The 18,496-nt window shown below is 40.6% G+C and carries 16 protein-coding genes; 8 read left to right on the top strand and 8 right to left on the bottom strand.

Features of this window, described 5'->3' with window-relative positions:
• Positions 1-5 precede the first annotated feature (5 nt).
• Positions 6-689, top strand: a complete 684-nt coding sequence (locus BK583_RS01220) for a DsbA family oxidoreductase (RefSeq protein ID WP_038484431.1) — start codon at positions 6-8, stop codon at positions 687-689.
• Positions 690-731: 42 nt separating this feature from the next.
• On the opposite strand, the gene BK583_RS01225 is transcribed toward BK583_RS01220, so the two are convergent.
• The 8 genes from BK583_RS01225 to BK583_RS01260 form a co-directional block, all read right to left on the bottom strand.
• Complete coding sequence (locus BK583_RS01225) at positions 732-1,622, bottom strand: diacylglycerol/lipid kinase family protein (protein WP_055736372.1); 891 nt, start codon at positions 1,620-1,622, stop codon at positions 732-734.
• A gap of 50 nt (positions 1,623-1,672) precedes the next feature.
• On the bottom strand, positions 1,673-2,320 hold the full coding sequence (locus tag BK583_RS01230; protein WP_038484429.1) for a DUF421 domain-containing protein: 648 nt from the start codon (positions 2,318-2,320) through the stop codon (positions 1,673-1,675).
• A 299-nt stretch (positions 2,321-2,619) separates the two neighbouring features.
• On the bottom strand, positions 2,620-3,744 hold the full coding sequence (locus BK583_RS01235) for a M20 family metallopeptidase (protein WP_055736164.1): 1,125 nt from the start codon (positions 3,742-3,744) through the stop codon (positions 2,620-2,622).
• A 21-nt stretch (positions 3,745-3,765) separates the two neighbouring features.
• A complete protein-coding gene (locus BK583_RS01240) occupies positions 3,766-4,743 on the bottom strand; it encodes an ABC transporter ATP-binding protein (RefSeq protein ID WP_038484407.1) in 978 nt (325 codons plus the stop codon).
• Complete coding sequence (locus tag BK583_RS01245; RefSeq protein ID WP_055736165.1) at positions 4,740-5,729, bottom strand: ABC transporter ATP-binding protein; 990 nt, start codon at positions 5,727-5,729, stop codon at positions 4,740-4,742. The genes BK583_RS01240 and BK583_RS01245 overlap by 4 nt, the downstream gene beginning before the upstream one ends.
• Positions 5,730-5,742: 13 nt before the next feature.
• Positions 5,743-6,666, bottom strand: a complete 924-nt coding sequence (locus tag BK583_RS01250; RefSeq protein WP_055736166.1) for an ABC transporter permease — start codon at positions 6,664-6,666, stop codon at positions 5,743-5,745.
• Between the two features lie 14 nt (positions 6,667-6,680).
• On the bottom strand, positions 6,681-7,598 hold the full coding sequence (locus BK583_RS01255) for an ABC transporter permease (RefSeq protein ID WP_038484399.1): 918 nt from the start codon (positions 7,596-7,598) through the stop codon (positions 6,681-6,683).
• A gap of 52 nt (positions 7,599-7,650) precedes the next feature.
• Positions 7,651-9,204 carry an ABC transporter substrate-binding protein gene (locus BK583_RS01260; RefSeq protein ID WP_055736167.1) on the bottom strand — a complete coding sequence of 518 codons (1,554 nt, stop codon included), beginning with the start codon at positions 9,202-9,204 and terminating at the stop codon, positions 7,651-7,653.
• Between the two features lie 660 nt (positions 9,205-9,864).
• On the opposite strand from BK583_RS01260, the gene BK583_RS01265 reads away from it, so the two are divergent.
• The 7 genes from BK583_RS01265 to BK583_RS01295 all read left to right on the top strand — a co-directional run bounded on the left by BK583_RS01265 (position 9,865) and on the right by BK583_RS01295 (position 18,496).
• Positions 9,865-10,485 carry a flavin reductase family protein gene (locus BK583_RS01265; RefSeq protein WP_055736168.1) on the top strand — a complete coding sequence of 207 codons (621 nt, stop codon included), beginning with the start codon at positions 9,865-9,867 and terminating at the stop codon, positions 10,483-10,485.
• Between the two features lie 277 nt (positions 10,486-10,762).
• Positions 10,763-11,698: a UDP-N-acetylmuramate dehydrogenase gene (murB, locus tag BK583_RS01270; RefSeq protein ID WP_139366145.1), complete on the top strand. Its 936-nt coding sequence runs from the start codon at positions 10,763-10,765 to the stop codon at positions 11,696-11,698.
• Between the two features lie 34 nt (positions 11,699-11,732).
• Positions 11,733-12,548, top strand: a complete 816-nt coding sequence (gene nei, locus BK583_RS01275) for an endonuclease VIII (protein WP_055736170.1) — start codon at positions 11,733-11,735, stop codon at positions 12,546-12,548.
• Positions 12,549-12,624: 76 nt separating this feature from the next.
• Positions 12,625-14,340 (top strand): ABC transporter ATP-binding protein, encoded by a 1,716-nt coding sequence (locus BK583_RS01280; protein ID WP_055736171.1) that lies wholly within the window; start codon positions 12,625-12,627, stop codon positions 14,338-14,340.
• A gap of 106 nt (positions 14,341-14,446) precedes the next feature.
• The gene (locus BK583_RS01285; protein ID WP_055736172.1) at positions 14,447-16,069 is read left to right on the top strand and encodes a catalase; all 1,623 of its coding nucleotides are present in this window, start codon (positions 14,447-14,449) and stop codon (positions 16,067-16,069) included.
• Between the two features lie 98 nt (positions 16,070-16,167).
• Complete coding sequence (gene dcuS, locus BK583_RS01290) at positions 16,168-17,790, top strand: DcuS/MalK family sensor histidine kinase (RefSeq protein WP_055736173.1); 1,623 nt, start codon at positions 16,168-16,170, stop codon at positions 17,788-17,790.
• Entirely contained in the window at positions 17,783-18,496 is a 714-nt protein-coding gene (locus BK583_RS01295) for a response regulator (protein ID WP_055736174.1), read from the top strand. The genes dcuS and BK583_RS01295 overlap by 8 nt, the downstream gene beginning before the upstream one ends.

Genomic DNA, 18,496 nt, shown 5'->3' on the forward strand with positions numbered 1-18,496 from the left:
AAAGAATGAAAGTAGAGATTTGGTCGGATATTGCATGTCCGTTTTGTTATATTGGGAAGAGGAAGTTTGAACAGGCTCTAGACGAATTTGATCAACCTGTTGACGTGACGTTTAAAAGTTTTCAGCTTGACCCGAATGCACCACACCACTCAACAGAGTCCATGGTTACGGTTCTTGCGAAAAAATACAATATTCCTGTTGAAAAGGCAAAGGAAATGAATAGTCAAGTTACTGCTCAGGCGAAAGAAGTAGGTTTAAACTATGATCTAGAGAGTATCCGAGTTGTGAATACAATGGATGCTCATCGCTTAAGTCATTTGGCGAAAGAAAAAGGGAAAATGGGAGAAGTAATGGAGGCGCTATTAGACGCGCATTTTGTTCAGGGACGCTATGTTGGTGACCGAGAGGAGTTAATCAACATTGGGGCAAAGGCTGGTCTATCGAAAGAAGAGGTTAACGCCGTACTAGACAGCGATCAATATAAGGACGTTGTCATGCAAGATCAGGCAGAAGGAAGCCAAATTGGCGTTCAAGGCGTTCCATTCTTTGTTTTTAATCGAAAATATGCTGTTTCAGGCGCTCAGCCAAAAGAGGCATTTCTTCAAGTATTAGAAAAAGTAAAAGAAGAAGATCAACCTCAGATTCAAGTCGTGAATCAAGGCGATACCTGCACAGATGAAAGTTGTTAAATAAAAAAGAGGAATCCAACACTTACTTGGTTCCTCTTTTTATCATTGATGATGAATAAAGGTCAATGCTTTTTCGTGAACAAGATAGGTTACAGGTGTGTTGTCTATCTTTTCTCCATCGCTATCAATATCAAGGACAGGCGAGGTAGTAAGAGAACATTGGCTTACATTAAGCATTTCCAATTGCTCTGGGTCATCGAGCCAGCCTTCGTCCGTGCGTGCTTGATTATACATATTCTTTAGCAATGTTGCGCCTGCTTCTTTTACGATAATCATGTGAAGAATGCCATCGTTTAAAGAGATAACGTCTTTAAACAAGCCAACCGTTCCGATGTATTGACCGTTCATAGCGACTATCATAACGGCCTCTCCGCTTTTTTTTATTCCTGTATTGGTTGTTACTTCATAGGAAAAAGGTGTCGGTTCTTTTAGGGAGCGGATGGCGCTAATAATATAGCCTAACTTCCCAAACGATTCCTTAGTGGATTCCTCTATTTCTTTTGATGCTTCTGTAATCAGACCAACCCCAGAGAAATTACTAAAGTAACGATCGTTTTGGCTAATAATATCAATATCAGTCGTCTGTCCAGCAAGTATAGCATCCACTGCATCTTCTAATTTTGAACAGTTTAATGAGCGAGATAAGTCGTTGCATGTTCCTGTTGGTAAGATGCCAACGGTAGGACGGCCAGCTTGCTGCATAAGCCCGTTTACGCATTCGTGAACCGTACCGTCTCCACCCATAATGAGGATTAAGTCCACTTTGCTTCCATTTTCCACGCATAGAGCTTCCGTGTCCCCTGCTTTTTCGGTTTGGTATAAAGTGAATTCTTTTATGGAAGGGGCTAATTTAGGAACAATGTCTTTAAGTAAATCTTCTAGTTCACCTTGTCCAGCTGCTTGATTGTAGATGAGCATGGCTTTCGAATACATGGTCACTTGACTTCACCTCTTCTATACATCTATACCCTTTTTCCTTTATTTCAACTACGTGTAATAATCTTTTTTTGAACGGCAAATGTGTTATTAAAGTAACTACAGTAAAAAACGTGCTCAACGGCGACGATGCCCTTTTTATTTAATTGTTCGTGAACCCATTCTTCAGTTAGATTTAGTATGTTTAAATGATCTGTTTGCAGTACTCCATCCATAATTAGAGGCAAGGTAAAGGGTGCGTTGTCCCCTTTTTTAAAGATAGATAATGTGCCAGAGGCTTCAAGCATAGCCCAGTCAACTTCTTGTACATCGGCAATGTTTTTATCCCGAAGCTGCAACATAATATCATCAATATTATAATTCTGATCCGAGAGGTTTTTTTGCAAAAATTGGCCATCTTTAATTATGATGACAGGTTCTCCATCAACGAGATCTCGAAACTTTTGATTCTTTACTTGTAAATAAGTAAAGATACGTTGCAATAGAATGAGAAGGGCAATAGGTGCTAAACCCCTATATAAAGGCAGTTCTGGATCATCAATTAAAACGACAGCTAATTCAGCAATCATTAAGGTAATAATGACATCGAGAACACTTACTTCCCCAAGTTCTTTTTTGCCAGTTAAACGAAAGAAAATTAAAACGGCGATAAACATAATAACCGTGCGTATAAGTATGGACAGTAGTTGGTCCAAGCTGATCACCTCGTTTAAAGTATGAGCGAAAGAATCAAGAAACATGCAATTATTCTAAATCGGCTTGGTAATAGCACCACTTGTAAGGAGCAAAGAGAGTAAAAAGAGTAAAAAGCTTGTTTGATCATAGCAAAAAACACCCTCTTCTTACTATAGAGGATGAGGGTTTATTATTGGAATAGGTTCGTTAGTGTTCTTTTTAACTTAATACAAAAAATGCGGCTCCTTTTTCAGTAGGCGTCACCGCATTTTTTTAAAACGTTTATTGTTAATTTCTGGTCTTAGACAATGATTTGAATTTAACTGCTTAACCTTTCAATCGTTAATGCAAGCAACTTTGTTCGTTCTACGAGTGAATCAATCTCTAAATATTCCTCGTCATTGTGCTGATTCCCGCCAATTGGTCCCATTCCATCAATTGTTGGGATACCGAGTGCAGAAGTGAAAGAAGCATCCGATCCGCCCCCCGTACTTGTTTCTGTTAAATCAATATTTAATGATGAAGCAACGTCTTTAATGATTTCATATAGAGCAATGGTTTGCTCGTTTCGCTCCATTGGTGGGCGGGTAATCTCGCCTTCAAGTTCTATTGACGTATCAGGAACATCAGGCTGAGCGCATATGTTCTCTATAGCTTTTGCTAAAGGCGCCGCTTGGTCTTGAGTGGTAATGCGAATATCAACTTTCCCTTCGGCATAATCAGCGACAGTATTGACAGAGGAACCACCATGACTGATACCAACGTTCACACTGATGCCCTCCTCGTGATTAGATAACTGATGTAGCTTAATCGTCTTATGCGCAAGTTCTTCAATCGCGCTCCGTCCTTTTTCTGGTTCAATACCTGAATGAGCCGCTTTTCCTGTGACTTTCAAGGTATATCTACCGCCACCGCGACGTGACGTGACGAGGGAACCGTCTTTTCTAGCTGGTTCCATCACAAGCACGGCTTTCTTGCCTGCACCTTGTGCCTCAATCAGCTTCCGCGCTGATGGTGCGCCGATTTCTTCATCACTCGTTAGCAATACAACAACGTTTTTAGCGGCTTCCTTATTAGCATTTAGAAGTGCTTGTAACGCAGAGAACGTTGTGACATGACTTGCTTTCATGTCTATGACACCTGGTCCATAAGCGCGATCACCAACAATGTGAAATGGTCGTTCTGCCGCTGTGCCCTCTAAAAAGACGGTATCCATATGCGCAACAACTAGGATGTCTGGCTCTGTTGCTTCGTGATGCATAAGAACAATATGATTGCCGTATGTGTGTTGTTCATATATGTCTGCATGAAAACCGATTGTTTGATAAGCGTCGATTAATTGTTGTCCAACTCGGTCAACGCCATCTTTATGATAAGATCCGCTATCAATGTTAACGAGCTTTTCTAGCATGTTTAACATCTCTTCTGTTGACGCGATCTTCATTGTAATCACCTCTTTAACGGATTAATGTAGTGGATAATGACAGGCTACAAAGTGACCTGGTTCTCTTTCAAGAAACGCAGGTTCCTCAATCGCACATTTTTCCTGCGCATTTGCGCAGCGTGTATGAAAACGGCAGCCAGATGGGGGATTAACAGGGCTTGGCATATCGCCTTCAAGAACAATCCGCTCCCTTTGGTTTCGTTGTTTTGGATCAGGCACAGGTACAGCGCTAATTAATCCTTGTGTATAAGGATGCATAGGACGTTCAAATAAATCCTCTTTAGACGTAAGCTCGACTACTTTTCCTAAATACATCACAGCGATGCGGTCACTAATATGCTTAACGGCAGGTAAGCCATGGGCAATAAATAGAAAAGTAAGCTGAAATTCCTTTTGCAGTCGTGCCATTAAATTTAAGATTTGTGCTTGAATCGAAACGTCTAAGGCTGAAACAGGTTCATCACATATAATGAGTTTAGGCTTTAGGGCGATGGCTCGCGCAATGCCAATTCTTTGCCGCTGACCACCACTAAATTCATGAGGATAGCGCTTCGCATACGAGCGATCAAGCCCGACGACATCCATCAGCTCATACACTTGATCAAGTATACTTTTTTCTGACTCATTTTTATGCGTTTTAAGAGGCTCTGCAATGACATCTTTTACGCTCATCCGCGGATTAAGCGAAGAAAATGGGTCTTGGAAAATCATTTGGATATCCGCGCGTTTTTTCCGTAAAGGCTCTCCGCGTAATTGCGAAAAATCGCTTCCCTCGAATAAGATTTCCCCGCTCGTTGGTTCAAGCAAGCGCATTAATACATTGCCAAGCGTCGACTTTCCGCAACCAGATTCGCCAACGACACCAAGGGTTTCGCCAGAATAAATGGTAAGATCGACCCCATCTACTGCTCGGAGCAAGCGTTTATTTCGTTTTAGAAAACCTTCACTGACATCAAAATGCTTTGTTAATCCTTTTGCTTCAAGTAATACATCTTTCATACAATTGCTGCCTCCTCTTTGCTGAAAAGCCAACAACGGACATGCTGACCTGCTTCTGCGGAAAACAGTGGTGGTGCTTCTGTGATACAACGTTCCATTGCATGAGGGCAGCGAGGAGAAAAGCGACATCCAGTTGGCATTGATTCAGGGGTGGGAACTGTTCCTTCTATCGACGTTAATGTTTCTTCTAGCTCGTTAATTTTTGGTGTGCTAGCAAGTAGTCCCTGTGTATATGGATGTGCTGGTTTCTCAAACAATGTAAATACGTCTGCTTCTTCAACGACTTGCCCTGCGTACATAACGATGACAGTATCTGCCATTTCTGCTACAACGCCAAGATCGTGAGTAATGAGCATAATCGCTGTATCGTTTTCTTGAACTAAATCACGCATTAACCCTAAGATTTGTGCTTGGATGGTCACATCTAAAGCTGTAGTAGGTTCGTCAGCAATGAGTAATTTAGGGCTACAAGCAAGTGCGATAGCAATCATAACACGCTGTCTCATACCGCCACTTAAGGAATGTGGGAAGGAACGGTAGACCTTTTCAGCTCGCGGAATTCCGACTTTTTTAAGCATATCAATGCCTTTTTCTTTCGCTTGCTCTTTTGATACGTTTTGGTGCAGTAAGATTACTTCTGCTAACTGATTTCCGATTGTAAATAAAGGATTTAAAGAGGTGAGTGGCTCTTGAAAAATCATCGATAAGTCATTGCCTCTTAATTTACGATACTGTTTATCGCTAATGCCAATCAAATCTTGACCATTAAACCTAACGGAACCGCCGACAATTTTTCCTGGGGAGGACACAAGTCCCATTATTGATAAGGAAGTCACGCTTTTACCACAACCCGATTCGCCTACGATTGCAACTGTTTCCCCGTGTTTAATTGAAAAAGATACACCATTCACAGACGGAACAGCACCATTCTCTGTAAAGAAATGTGTTTGCAGGTTTTCTACTGACAAAAGAACGTCTTCGCTCATGTTTACCTTCTCCTTACCGACGGGTTTGGCTACGAGGATCGAGAACATCGCGAAGCCAATCGCCTAAAAAAATTATTCCTAATACTGCTACTGTAATGGCTAATCCAGGGAATGTTGCGAGCCACCAGCTTGTTGCCAAATAATCCCGTCCGTCACTTAAAATCCCACCCCAAGAAATATCAGGTGACTGTATACCTAAACCAAGGAAGCTTAAAGACGCTTCTAAAATAATGGTGGTTGCGACACTTAAGGTGGAGATAACAATAAAAGAAGAGATGACATTCGGTAATAAATGACGATACATAATAACCCGATTCTTTACACCGATAGAACGAGCTGCTTTTACAAACTCCCTTTCTTTAATTGAGAGTACTTCCCCTCGAACAAGTCGCGCGTAATTTACCCAGTTTGTAACCCCAAGAACAAATATGAGCGTCCAGACACTGGGACCAAATACGCTTAAAATAACAAGAGCAAATAAGATATTAGGGATGGATAAAAAAGAATCGACTAATCGCATTAAAATGGAATCAATCCATCCCCCGTAAAAGCCAGCTATGATGCCAATTGTGACACCGATGATTCCGGCAACAACAACGGAAGCTATTCCGACTAATAAAGAGATTTGGGAACCGTAAATAATTCGGCTCAATATATCCCGTCCAAGATTATCGGTTCCTAGTATATGGCTGATGGAGCCTCCTTCAATCCACATTGGTGGCTGTAACATATTAATGGGGTTAATTTCATTGGGATCGTGAGGCGCTAATACACTAGCAAAAGCTGCCACTAAAATGACAGCAACAACGATAAAAAAACCAACTGTCCCTGTCTTACTTCGCCACAACAATTGACTCCAGCGTTTGAGTCGTCCTTTCCTAATAGGTGTACTTAGTTGTTGAGAGCCAGGCAGTTGCGGTTCTGGTTGTAAAGCCATTTAGAAGGCCTCCTTTAGTCATATTTAATCCGCGGATCTAACAGCCTGTACAAAATGTCAGCAAGCAAATTCATTAAAATTACTAGAATGGCAATGACAAATACGCATGCTTGAACAATAGCCATATCCCTTGTATTTACGGCTTGTATTAACAATTGTCCAAGACCAGGCCAAGAAAAGACGGTTTCCGTAATTAACGTCCCACCGACCACCGTTGACGTTTGAAGTGCGGTGATGGTAATTAGGGGGATTAATGAATTACGAAATGCGTGTTTGTAAACGACAAAAAGATTGCGAATTCCCTTACTTTTAGCAGTGCGGATATAATCTTGATTTAAAATTTCGATCATATTGGAGCGTAGCAACCGTGTAATTTCGGCTGCAATACCAGTTGCAAGTGTGATGGCAGGTAAAAGTAAATGAGCAAATGTTCCTCTTCCTGATACAGGTAGCCATCCCAACGTGACAGAAAACAGTAAAATGAGCATAATACCTAACCAGAAATTAGGCATGGCTTTTCCAAGTACTGCTCCGCCTGAAGCAAGTAAGTCTAACGGTGTATTTTGTTGTGTAGCAGACCAAATACCAAGAGGAATAGCTACCGTAACAGCAATAATCATTGCTGCTATAGCTAACTCCAATGTGGCTGGAAGTCGTTCGAGTACAAGAGGCAGTGCACTTGTGCTGTATCGAAATGATTCCCCAAAGTCTCCTTGTATCAAGTTAAGTAAATAGTGACCGTACTGGACAATAAAAGGTTTATCAAGACCGAGAGAAGCGGTTAATTGAGCAATATCTTCTTGAGAGGCATCGTCCGGCAACATAAGCGCCACAGGATTACCGGCTATAAAAACAAGTGCAAATACGATAAACGAAATAATAAGTAGAACAGGGATGATTTGCGCAAGGCGTTTCAATAAAAATAAACCCAAATCGTCGCCTCCTTTTTCTTAGGAAAGGCCAGGATTTCCCTGGCCGTTACAATTAGTTTTTTGAGATGGATGGAACATAAATCATTTCATCCATTGCAGGTGAGAAGTTGACCCGATCATTGACTCCATAATTGACAGTTTCTTGGTGAAGCATAATGTGAGGCTGTTCCTCATTAGCGATACGCTGAATTTCCTGAATTTGCTCAGCACGTTCTGCTTCATCCATATTGATTGCCGAAGCATCAAGTAATGCATCAATTTCATCGTTTTGATAGTCCGTTTCACCAACGAAACGATCTCCTCGATACCAGTCCACTGCATACGCGCCATCAAACATGGAGTTACCTAAACCAATTAAATAAGCATCTTTGTTCGTGCCAGCTTGACGCATTTCCACGAAATTACTCCACTCCATAAATTCAACCGTAACATCTACATTTATGGCTTTTAGCATGCCGCCTACAAGTTCTGCGATTTCAGCATCCTGCAAATAGCGTCCACGCGGGGAATGTAGCGTCATTTCAAATCCATCAGGGTAACCTGCTTCATCCATAAGGGCTTGAGCTTGTTCGACATCATAATCATATGAATCATACAAGGATTCTTCCGCTCCGAAATTGCCAGGAGCAACTCTCGTTCTTGTTGGTACGCCACCGCCTCGAAGGGCGTTCTCTGTAATAGCTTCATTGTTTATAGCTAGGTTGAGTGCCTGACGAACTCTAACATCAGCTGTTGGAAACCCTTCTGTAGCACGGAGAATGAGCATCATCGTTCGGTTAGACGTTTCTGATGCCATCGACGTACCTGCATTTCCATTAACACGATCCCAATCTGCAGGAGGTACATTAACGGCAATATCCACACCGCCAGTTAAAAGTTCAGATACGCGTGTGGAATTTTCTGGTATGACACGGAAAATGACTTCATCCCATTCATCCACTTCGCCTTCGAAATATTCAGTATACGGCGTCATGACAACTTGTGAGTCGCGTACCCATTCCTCAAACTGGTAAGGTCCTGTTCCAATCGGATTGGCTAGGAAATGATCCCATCCTTCTTCTTCTATGTACGTTTTTGGTAGAATGCTTGAACCTAATCTCGATAGTCGGTGGAATAGGGAAGGTTCCTCTTCATGCGTAATGACTCGGAATGTTAAGTCATCCATAATGTCCACTTCTTTTATTTGACGATAGTTAGGATACTCTTGCAATGTGTCATCATTTGCCACACGTTCAAGTGTAAACTTCACGTCTTCTGACGTTAGTGGATCGCCATTGTGGAAGGTAACTCCTTCTTTTAATGTCATTTCTACCGTTACATCATCAATGTGCTCATACGTATCTACAAGTTCTGGTTGTATCTCGTTTTCGCTATCCCGTTTAAATAAATAGTTAAACATGTTGTCGTGCACAGCCTCGGTAGACGTATTATTATGGTCATGAATATCAAACGAGACGACATCTGTTCCTAAAGCAATGGTTAATGTTCTGTTCTCTTCATCAATAGAGGCAGCTCCCTCATCAAGAGACTGAACATCTTCTGTCTCGCCTCCACATGCTGCTAAACATACACTGACCCCTAAAAGTAATGCACTAATCTTTTTCAAAAACGTTTCCCCCTTCTCGCATAAGTTGCAATTCTTGCAGTAACAGTTTCATCTTTAGCTTCATCATTTAAAAAAAGTGTTAGAAAAAATGAAAAAAGATGAGAAAGTTAATCCAGAGTATAACGACTATATAAAATTCAGTCAATTAGCATTTTAAACACAAAAATAGAAAAAAACTTTAGTAGAAAAGTTTATTTCACTAAATTTTCACTTCATTTAATTTGAGATTTTGTAAAGCTAGCGTATGAATTTTACGAAGATTGATTTGGAAATAGAATTGAATATTCGTCTCTAAACAGTTGATTGTTAGAAACTAGAAAAAAGAGCTAGTTTGCGTACGGAAAAAGATCAACAGCGCTTACAAGGTGAACATGACATTTTTTATATACAAATAAAATAAATTCTAATTGGATATAGAAAGCGAATTTCTTAACAACGTGATGAGGATAAGAGCAATGAAATGGTTGAAGAGAAACAATTGTAAAACAGAGTTGTTGTATAATAAAATAAATCAAATAAATATTTTTTAAGAGACAATACGAAGGATTCATTCACTGGAACATACTACCTGTTTAAGGATCATTAGGAAATGCACTGGCTACTATTTTCCTAATCTACCAATAACGAGATGGTTAACCTAAGTGAGAAAGGAACTCGTTGATGCATAAAATTAATGTAATGAATTTAACGGCAAAAGAACGCTATAAACTTTTAAGTGGTACAGTGATACCACGTCCAATTGCGTTTGTGACGACGCGCTCGACTGAAAGCGGAAAGACGAATGCTGCTCCTTTTAGTTTTTTTTCCATGTTGGCAGGTGACCCGCCGTTGCTTTCAATTGCTGTAGGGAGAAAAAAAGGATTGATGAAAGATACTGCTCGAAATGCGGTTGCCTCGAAGGAACTCGTTATCCATGTCGTTCATGAGGATCTTGTGTCTGATATGAATCAAACGGCTGCGACGCTAAAGCCTGAGGAAAGTGAAGTGGATTTAACTTCCCTTAGTCTTGTAGAAAGCACATCCATCCAAGTACCAGGAATTAAAGAGGCTCTAGTACGCTTTGAATGTCAGCTTGAATCTCATCTACCAATTCAAAATGATGAAGGAGAAGTCTCTTTTGACTTACTTATCGCTAGGGTAATCGTCATTCATCTAGACGAAACCGTTTATAATAAAGAAAAAAACTACGTACTTCCTGACAAATTGAAGCCTGTTGCTAGGCTATCTGGACCAAACTATGCCGGTTTAGGTGAATTTTTTTCGTTAAAGCGACCCGATTAGTTTGGGGATTGTCGAGATTCATTCAACTAAATGTAGACAACCTTTTTTCGAGTCAAAGTTCCATTCTGTCTGTCATTGAGCTTTAGCTAAAACAGAAGTTTGGTCTGTTTTTTTGTATGGTTTTCCTTCATAATAGGGAAGATACTGTTTACGCCTATCCTGTATAGAATAAAAGGAGGCAAATCGGGCACATTCACCATGACGAATGCATATAGGTACACTAGGCATATCGTTTAAAAGGTAAGTGAGTGATGACCTTAATTAGAGGACGATGATAATGAACGAATATATAGAACGCTGTGAAGCATTATTAAATGAACTACCGAATGAAGTGGTACGACAAGATGAACCAATTTACAAGCATACGTACACGCAAATGGGTGGTTTAGCAGATTTATTTATTACGCCAAACACCTACGAAGAAACACAACTCGTTTTACGATTTGCGCATGCCCATCAAGTTCCGGTTACATTACTCGGGAACGGATCAAATGTCATTGTAAAAGATGGTGGAATTCGAGGGATTACCCTCTGTCTAAAGCAATTAAATAAGGTTACGATTACAGGAACAAAGATGGTTGCGCAAACAGGTGCGACCATTATTGGTGCATCAAGAGAAGCTCTAACACAATCGTTAACTGGCCTTGAATTTGCTTGCGGTATTCCAGGAACCGTGGGTGGTGCTTTTTACATGAATGCCGGCGCCTATGGAGGCCAAATTGCCGACGTACTTGAAAGTGTGCTTGTGCTAACAGAAGAAGGCGATTTTCTCACACTTCAAAAGGATGAGTTTGAGTTTGACTACCGTAAAAGCGTGTTCTCGAAGAAACGTTATATTGCGTTAGAAGGTACGATGTTACTTGAAAAAGGCGATGCTGTTCAAATAAAACAAAAGATGGATGAATTAACGATTGCAAGAGAGACGAAGCAGCCTCTTGAGTATCCTTCCTGTGGGAGTGTTTTTAAGCGACCACCAGGAATGTTCGCAGGCAAACTCATTCAAGAAAGTGGTTTGCAAGGAACAAGAATAGGCGGAGCAGAAGTCTCAAAAAAGCATGCTGGTTTTATCGTGAATGTCGATGGTTCTACAGCGACAGACTACATGAACCTCGTTCAATATGTGCGTGAAAAAGTACATGAAACGTTTGGGGTTATGCTGGAAACGGAAGTCATTACAATAGGAGAAGATCTTGAAGACCCTGTTAATGATTAATTAACAGGGCTTCTGTGTATGTAGGAGGAGCGTCATGCCAGAAGGTCCAGAAATAAGAAGAGCCGCATTTGAGGTGGAACAAGCTGTTAAAGGACAAACCTTAGTTGAAGTCTATTTTGCTTTTCCGCATTTAAAAGAACATGAAGACCATTTAGTAGCTGCCAAAGTAGAGGCGGTACGAACAAAGGGAAAAGCCATGCTTATTCATTTTTCTAATGGATATAGCATTTATTCTCATAATCAATTGTATGGCAAATGGATGATCCGAAAAGCGTTCACGTATCCTACAACAAAACGGCAGCTACGTCTGGCGCTCTACACAGGAAAGAAAGCAGCGCTACTATACAGTGCTTCTGATATTGAAGTTCTTAAAACAGACGAGCTTGTAAACCATCCGTTTATTGCGAAAGCTGGGCCAGATGTCTTATCTGATTACGTAACCGAATCACTGCTTTTAGAGCGTATGCAATCAAGTACGTTTAAAAACCGGTCGTGGAGTGCGCTTTTACTAGATCAAGGCTTCGTAGCTGGGAACGGAAACTATTTGCGAAGTGAACTGCTTTATGTAGCAGGTATCTCCCCTGATGCTAAACCTAGTGAATGTTCAGATGAGCAGCAACATGCAATGGCAGAAGCACTGATCACGTTGTCAGAGCGCTCTTATGAAACAGAAGGCATAACTGTGAGTCATCCATTGGCGAATGAATTAAGGAATGCAGGGAAAAAACGCCGGGATTATCGCCACTATGTGTTTAACCGTGAAGGTAAATTATGCTATGCGTGTGGGGAAACGATTGTGAAAGTAACGAAAAATGGACGAAGATTGTATTATTGTCCTTATTGTCAGTAAATAACCTTTGCATTTTTTGTTTCCTTTCGTTAAATTAAGGAGGGGTCTGCTGATTAGGCAGAGAGAGAGGTAAATCATGTTAAAACGCTTTTTTGCTTACTACGTACCGCATAAACGCTTGTTTTATGTTGATTTTTTTAGTGCCATCGTAGTAGCAATTTTAGATTTAATTTTCCCGCTTGTGGTGCAGTGGTTTATTAATACACTATTGCCTGAACAAGAATGGGGAACCGTAGTATGGGTGTCCGGAGGTTTATTGGCTACCTACTTAGTTAGTGCTTATTTACAGTACAATGTAAACTTTCTTGGGCATAAGTTAGGAATCAATATTGAAACAGACATGCGACAAGATTTATTTGAAAGTGTACAAAGGCAGTCGTTTCGATTCTTTGATAATACGAAAACAGGACATATTATAAGTCGAATTACAAATGACTTATTTGATATTGGTGAACTCGCTCACCATGGACCAGAAGATTTATTTATTGCAGTCATGACGTTCGTTGGTGCATTTAGCATTATGTTCTATGTAAATCCAAGCTTAGCACTTATTGCATTGATTTTTGTTCCTATTTTAATTGCTTTAATTACATATACCAATATTAAAATGAATAAAGCATGGAGAAAGATGTATGCGGAAATTGGTGATGTAAATGCACGAGTAGAAGATAGCGTATCCGGTATGCGTGTCGTTCAATCGTTTACGAATGAGGATCATGAAGTTGAGACGTTCCGTGAAAACAATAAACGCTTCCGTAATGCAAAAGTAGGCGGCTATAAAGTAATGGGCTACACGTCTTCAGGAATCTTTTTGGCGACTCGCTTAATGATTTTGTCTGTGCTTATTTACGGTGCATGGCTGCTTTATGTTGAGACGATTGATGTAGGAGAATTTGTTCTTTTCATTCTATATATTAATATTTTATTCAAACCTATTGAGAAAATCAGTGCCATACTTGAATTATATCCAAAAGGAATGGCAGGGTTTAAGCGTTTCACTGATTTAATGGATGAAGAAGTTGATGTCGTTGATAAAGAAGACGCAAAACCTGCTCCTCTTTTAGATGGTGCCATTGAGTTTAACGATGTAACGTTCGGTTATGAAGAAAACCGACCAGTATTAAAGAATGTTGATTTAGTCATTCCAGCAGGAAAGACGGTTGCTTTTGTTGGTCCATCTGGAGCTGGAAAAACAACCATTAGTTCTTTAATTCCACGCTTCTACGATATTAATGGTGGAGCGATTACGATTAATGGCATCAATATTACAGAGATGACGAAAGAATCTCTTCGTTCACAAATTGGGATTGTACAGCAAGATGTCTTTTTATTCGGTGGAACGTTGAGAGAAAATATTCGTTATGGTAATTTACATGCAACGGATGAAGACATCTACCATGCTGCCAAACTAGCGAATTTAGACGCGCTTGTTGAATCCCTTCCGAATGGATATGATACGCAAATTGGTCAGCGTGGTTTGAAGTTATCTGGCGGACAGAAGCAGCGTATTGCTATTGCACGTACGTTCTTGAAGAATCCTCCAATCTTAATACTAGATGAAGCGACATCTGCTTTAGATACAGAGACAGAAGCACTCATTCAGCAATCACTAAAAGAACTGGCTGAGGATCGTACAACACTTGTAATTGCGCACCGATTGGCAACCATTCGTCATGCAGATCATATTGTTGTTGTGACGAAGGACGGTATTGTTGAGCAAGGCACATACGATGAATTAATAGAGAATAACGGCGTCTTTGCAACGTTAAATAGTATTCAAATTAAACAATAGTTAAATGGAAAAGCAAATCATCCTAGGGTGATTTGCTTTTTTGGTGAATAGGCTCCCTTCATTTGGTAATGATAGAGATGAAAGAATGATAAAGGAGCTGTGTAAAATGGATGAGAAACATAAGTCCCCCTCATTTGGAACAAATGTGACAGGTGCAGGCGATTCTCTCGACAAGCGTAAAGCAGCGAATGAAAAGGACGAAACACTTACGAATCGTCAAGGTCACCCTGTAAAGGACAATCAAAACGTTCGCACGGTAGGGAACCGTGGTCCAACAACACTTGAAAACTATGATTTCTTAGAAAAAGTAAGTCATTTTGACAGAGAACGTGTTCCAGAACGTGTTGTACATGGTCGTGGGGCGGGTGCACATGGCTATTTTCAATCGTATGGAAAAGTGGGAGACGAATCAATTTCTACCTATACACGAGCAAAGGTATTTACAAATACAGAAGTAAAAACCCCGGTGTTCGTTCGATTTTCAACTGTCATTCATGGTACACATTCACCAGAAACATTGAGAGACCCAAGAGGCTTTGCAATTAAATTTTATACAGAAGATGGGAATTGGGACTTAGTTGGTAATAATTTAAAAATCTTCTTTATTCGTGATCCATTAAAGTTTCCTGATATGGTTCATGCGTTTAAGCCTGATCCAGTGACAAATCGTCAAAGTATGGAACGGTTCTTTGATTTTGTATCACAAAGCCCTGAAGCGACTCATATGATTACGTTTTTGTTTTCTCCTTGGGGCATTCCTGCAAACTATCGAAATATGCAAGGGTCTGGTGTTCACGCCTACCGTTGGGTAAATGAAGAAGGAAAAGCAGTTCTTGTGAAATACCACTGGGAGCCTGTTCAAGGCATTAAAAACTTAACGCAAAAAGAAGCAGATGAGATTCAAAGTCAAAATTTTAACCATGCAACTCAAGATTTGTATGATGCAATTAAAGAAGGAAATTATCCAGAATGGGAACTTTATGTTCAAATAATGGAGGACCACGATCACCCTGAGCTTGATTTTGATCCTCTTGATCCAACAAAACTTTGGTATAAGGATCAATATCCGTGGCACAAAGTCGGAAAAATGGTGTTAAATAAAAATCCAGAAAACTATTTTGCAGAAGTAGAGCAAGCGGCATTCGGTACAGGAGTGCTTGTCGATGGACTAGATTTCTCTGATGACAAGCTCTTGCAAGGTCGTACATTCTCTTATTCAGATACACAGCGTTATCGTGTCGGTGCAAACTACTTGCAGCTGCCGATTAATGCACCTAAAAAGCGCGTTGCAACGAATCAGCGAGATGGGCAGATGACGTATCAAGTGGATTCACCGCCCAGCAACAATCCCCATATTAACTATGAGCCGTCTGTAATCGGTGGGTTAAAAGAGGCAGAAAAAACAGGCAAAGAACATACACCGCATGTATCTGGTGAAGTGAAAGGTGAGGCAATCGACCGGCCGAACAACTTTGGACAAGCGGGCGAAACATACCGTCGCTTAGCGGATTGGGAAAAGGACGAGTTAATTTCCAATTTATCTTCCGCTCTTGCAGATGTTCATGATGCCGTACGAGAACAAATGATTACGAATGTAACAGAAGCGGATGCAGATTATGGGAAGCGACTAAAAGAAGCCATTCATAAAGAGCGAGAAAGCATGAAAGATCGCCAAGCACAACAGGTGGAAGAGGCAAAACGCGATAGCAAGCCATCCGATCCATATTAAGTAAGGAAAGAGGCTGTCTCAAATGGGAGAGAGCCTCTTTTTTTTGTTTTTTTTATGCTATACTGCGAGGGAATAGACGCAGAGAGGAAGCGCATCTTATGAGTATAAAAAAACTGCGTAACCGTTTAACGCTAAAATCAACCATTCTATTGCTTGTGTTCGTTGTTGTGGTACTATCTCTTCTTGTGACCGATCTCTTAGTGCATCGATCGATTGAAGAAGAAGTAGAGGAAAACCAAACAAACAAAGCGCAGCAGTTAGCAAAGGTTGTGGCATTGACACCCATTGTGCGAGAGGCACTAATAGAAGAAGAGGAAACTTCGGTTCAATCTTATATAGAAACCCTTATGGATAAGACAGATGTTCAGTTTATTGTTGTCATGAACATGGATGGTATTCGTTATGCCCACCCTGAAAGAGAGAAAGTCGGTGCTCATTTTGTTGGTGGAGATGAGCAAACGGTGCTAACAACTGGTGAAGAAAGCCTATCGATTTCAGAAGGGACGTTAGGACGCTCACTGCGTGCGTTTACACCGGTTTATGATGAACAACAGCAACAAATTGGAGCTGTAGCGGTGGGGATCTCTTTGGATAAAGTAGAGGAAGCGGTCTCTGAGAATCGGACGAACTTATTTATTGGCACTTTCTTTGGCTTATTAGTAGGTTTAGTCGGGGCTATATGGTTAGCAAGCTATATTAAACGAACCCTTTTTAACTTAGAGCCAAAAGCGATTGCCACATTACTAGAAGAGCGAAGCGCCATGCTGCAATCGACGATAGAAGGTATGATTGCAGTGGATGCATCAGGGAATATTACCCTCGTAAATAAATCAGCTCAAACGATTTTTGAGCGTGCCGGTCTGCCACCAAATGCAGTCGGTGTAAAAGTAGAAACGTATATGCAAAACTCTAGACTGAGACATGTAATAGAGAGTGGAAAGCCCGAATACAACCAAGAACAGTCGTTGAACAACTTAACGATCGTTGTAAACCGTGTGCCTGTGCATTTGAACAATCACATTATTGGAGCCATCGCTACGTTTCGGGATAAGACTGAAATGAAGCAGCTAGCAGAGCAATTAACAGGGGTAAAAACATATGCATCTACGCTCCGATCACAGACCCATGAATTTATGAATCGTATGCAAATCATTTTAGGGATGCTCCATTCAAAGGAATACGAAAAATTAGAGTCCTACGTGCAGCAAATTACAGGAAATCAATTAGTAGAAGTGAACGAAGTAACAGTTAAATTAAAAGAGCCTGTTCTTGCGGGCTTATTGCTAGGGAAGAAAAGCTATGCGCGTGAACGAGGTGTTGAGTTAGACATCTCCATAGACACAGCAATTCAATCATTCGCTACAAATGAACAAGCACTGGAATTAACAACGATTCTTGGAAACTTGATTGATAATGCATTTGATGCAGTGGTGAATCAAGAGAAAGGAGTCGTCCGCTTAAAGTTGTTTGTTATAGAAGAAGAGCTGATTATCTATATTTTCGATAATGGGCCAGGGATGAATGCAGATGAATTACAAAACATGTATGAGCAGGGCTACTCTACAAAAGGGTTGAACCGTGGCTACGGATTGTCTTTAGTAAAGCAAAGTGTTGAACAGATACAAGGCTCTATGACGGTTCAAAGCGAAAAGGGACAAGGAACAACATTTGCGGTATTTATGCCACTGCACGATATAAAAAGGAGCGATACTGATGATTGACGTGCTCATTGTAGAAGATGATCCTATGGTCGCTGAAGTAACAACCAATTACCTTAAAGATGTAGCTGGTTTCCAGTTAGTGGCTCACGCTAGAAATGTAGAGGAGGCAAGAAAAGCTCTTACTCACTATCCACATATACGTCTTATTTTATTAGATGTTTACATGCCAGGAGAGAATGGCTTGACATTGTTAACGGAATTACGGCAAAAACGTGTGGCGGCTGATGTGATCGTATTAACCGCTGCATCTGATAAAGAATCCATACAGACCGCACTACGCCATGGTGCCGTTGACTACTTAATAAAACCGTATCAATTTGAACGTTTTCAAGAAGCGCTCATGCATTTTAAGAAGAAGCAAACCATTTGGACGAAGGAAGAGCCGGTTAGTCAGCAAGAATTAGATGAACTGTGGTTTCGAAAAGATAACGAAAAAAACGCAAAAATCGACCTGCCAAAGGGTTTGACTAAGGAAACACTTGGACAGGTATGGCAAGCAATAGAACGAGTTGGTCAAAATAGCTTCTCTACAGAAGATGTAGCCTTGCATGCGTGTATTTCCCGTGTGTCAGTGAAAAAATATCTAACATTTTTACTTGAATGGGAAGTACTGGAACTACAACCTACCTATGGATCGATTGGCAGGCCTATTCATCTTTATAAGCTTAAATATGAACACAAGCAACGTATAAAAGCATTTTTATGA

It is taken from the genome of Shouchella oshimensis, from assembly GCF_002019765.1.
GTDB classification, from domain to species: domain Bacteria; phylum Bacillota; class Bacilli; order Bacillales; family Bacillaceae_D; genus Shouchella; species Shouchella oshimensis.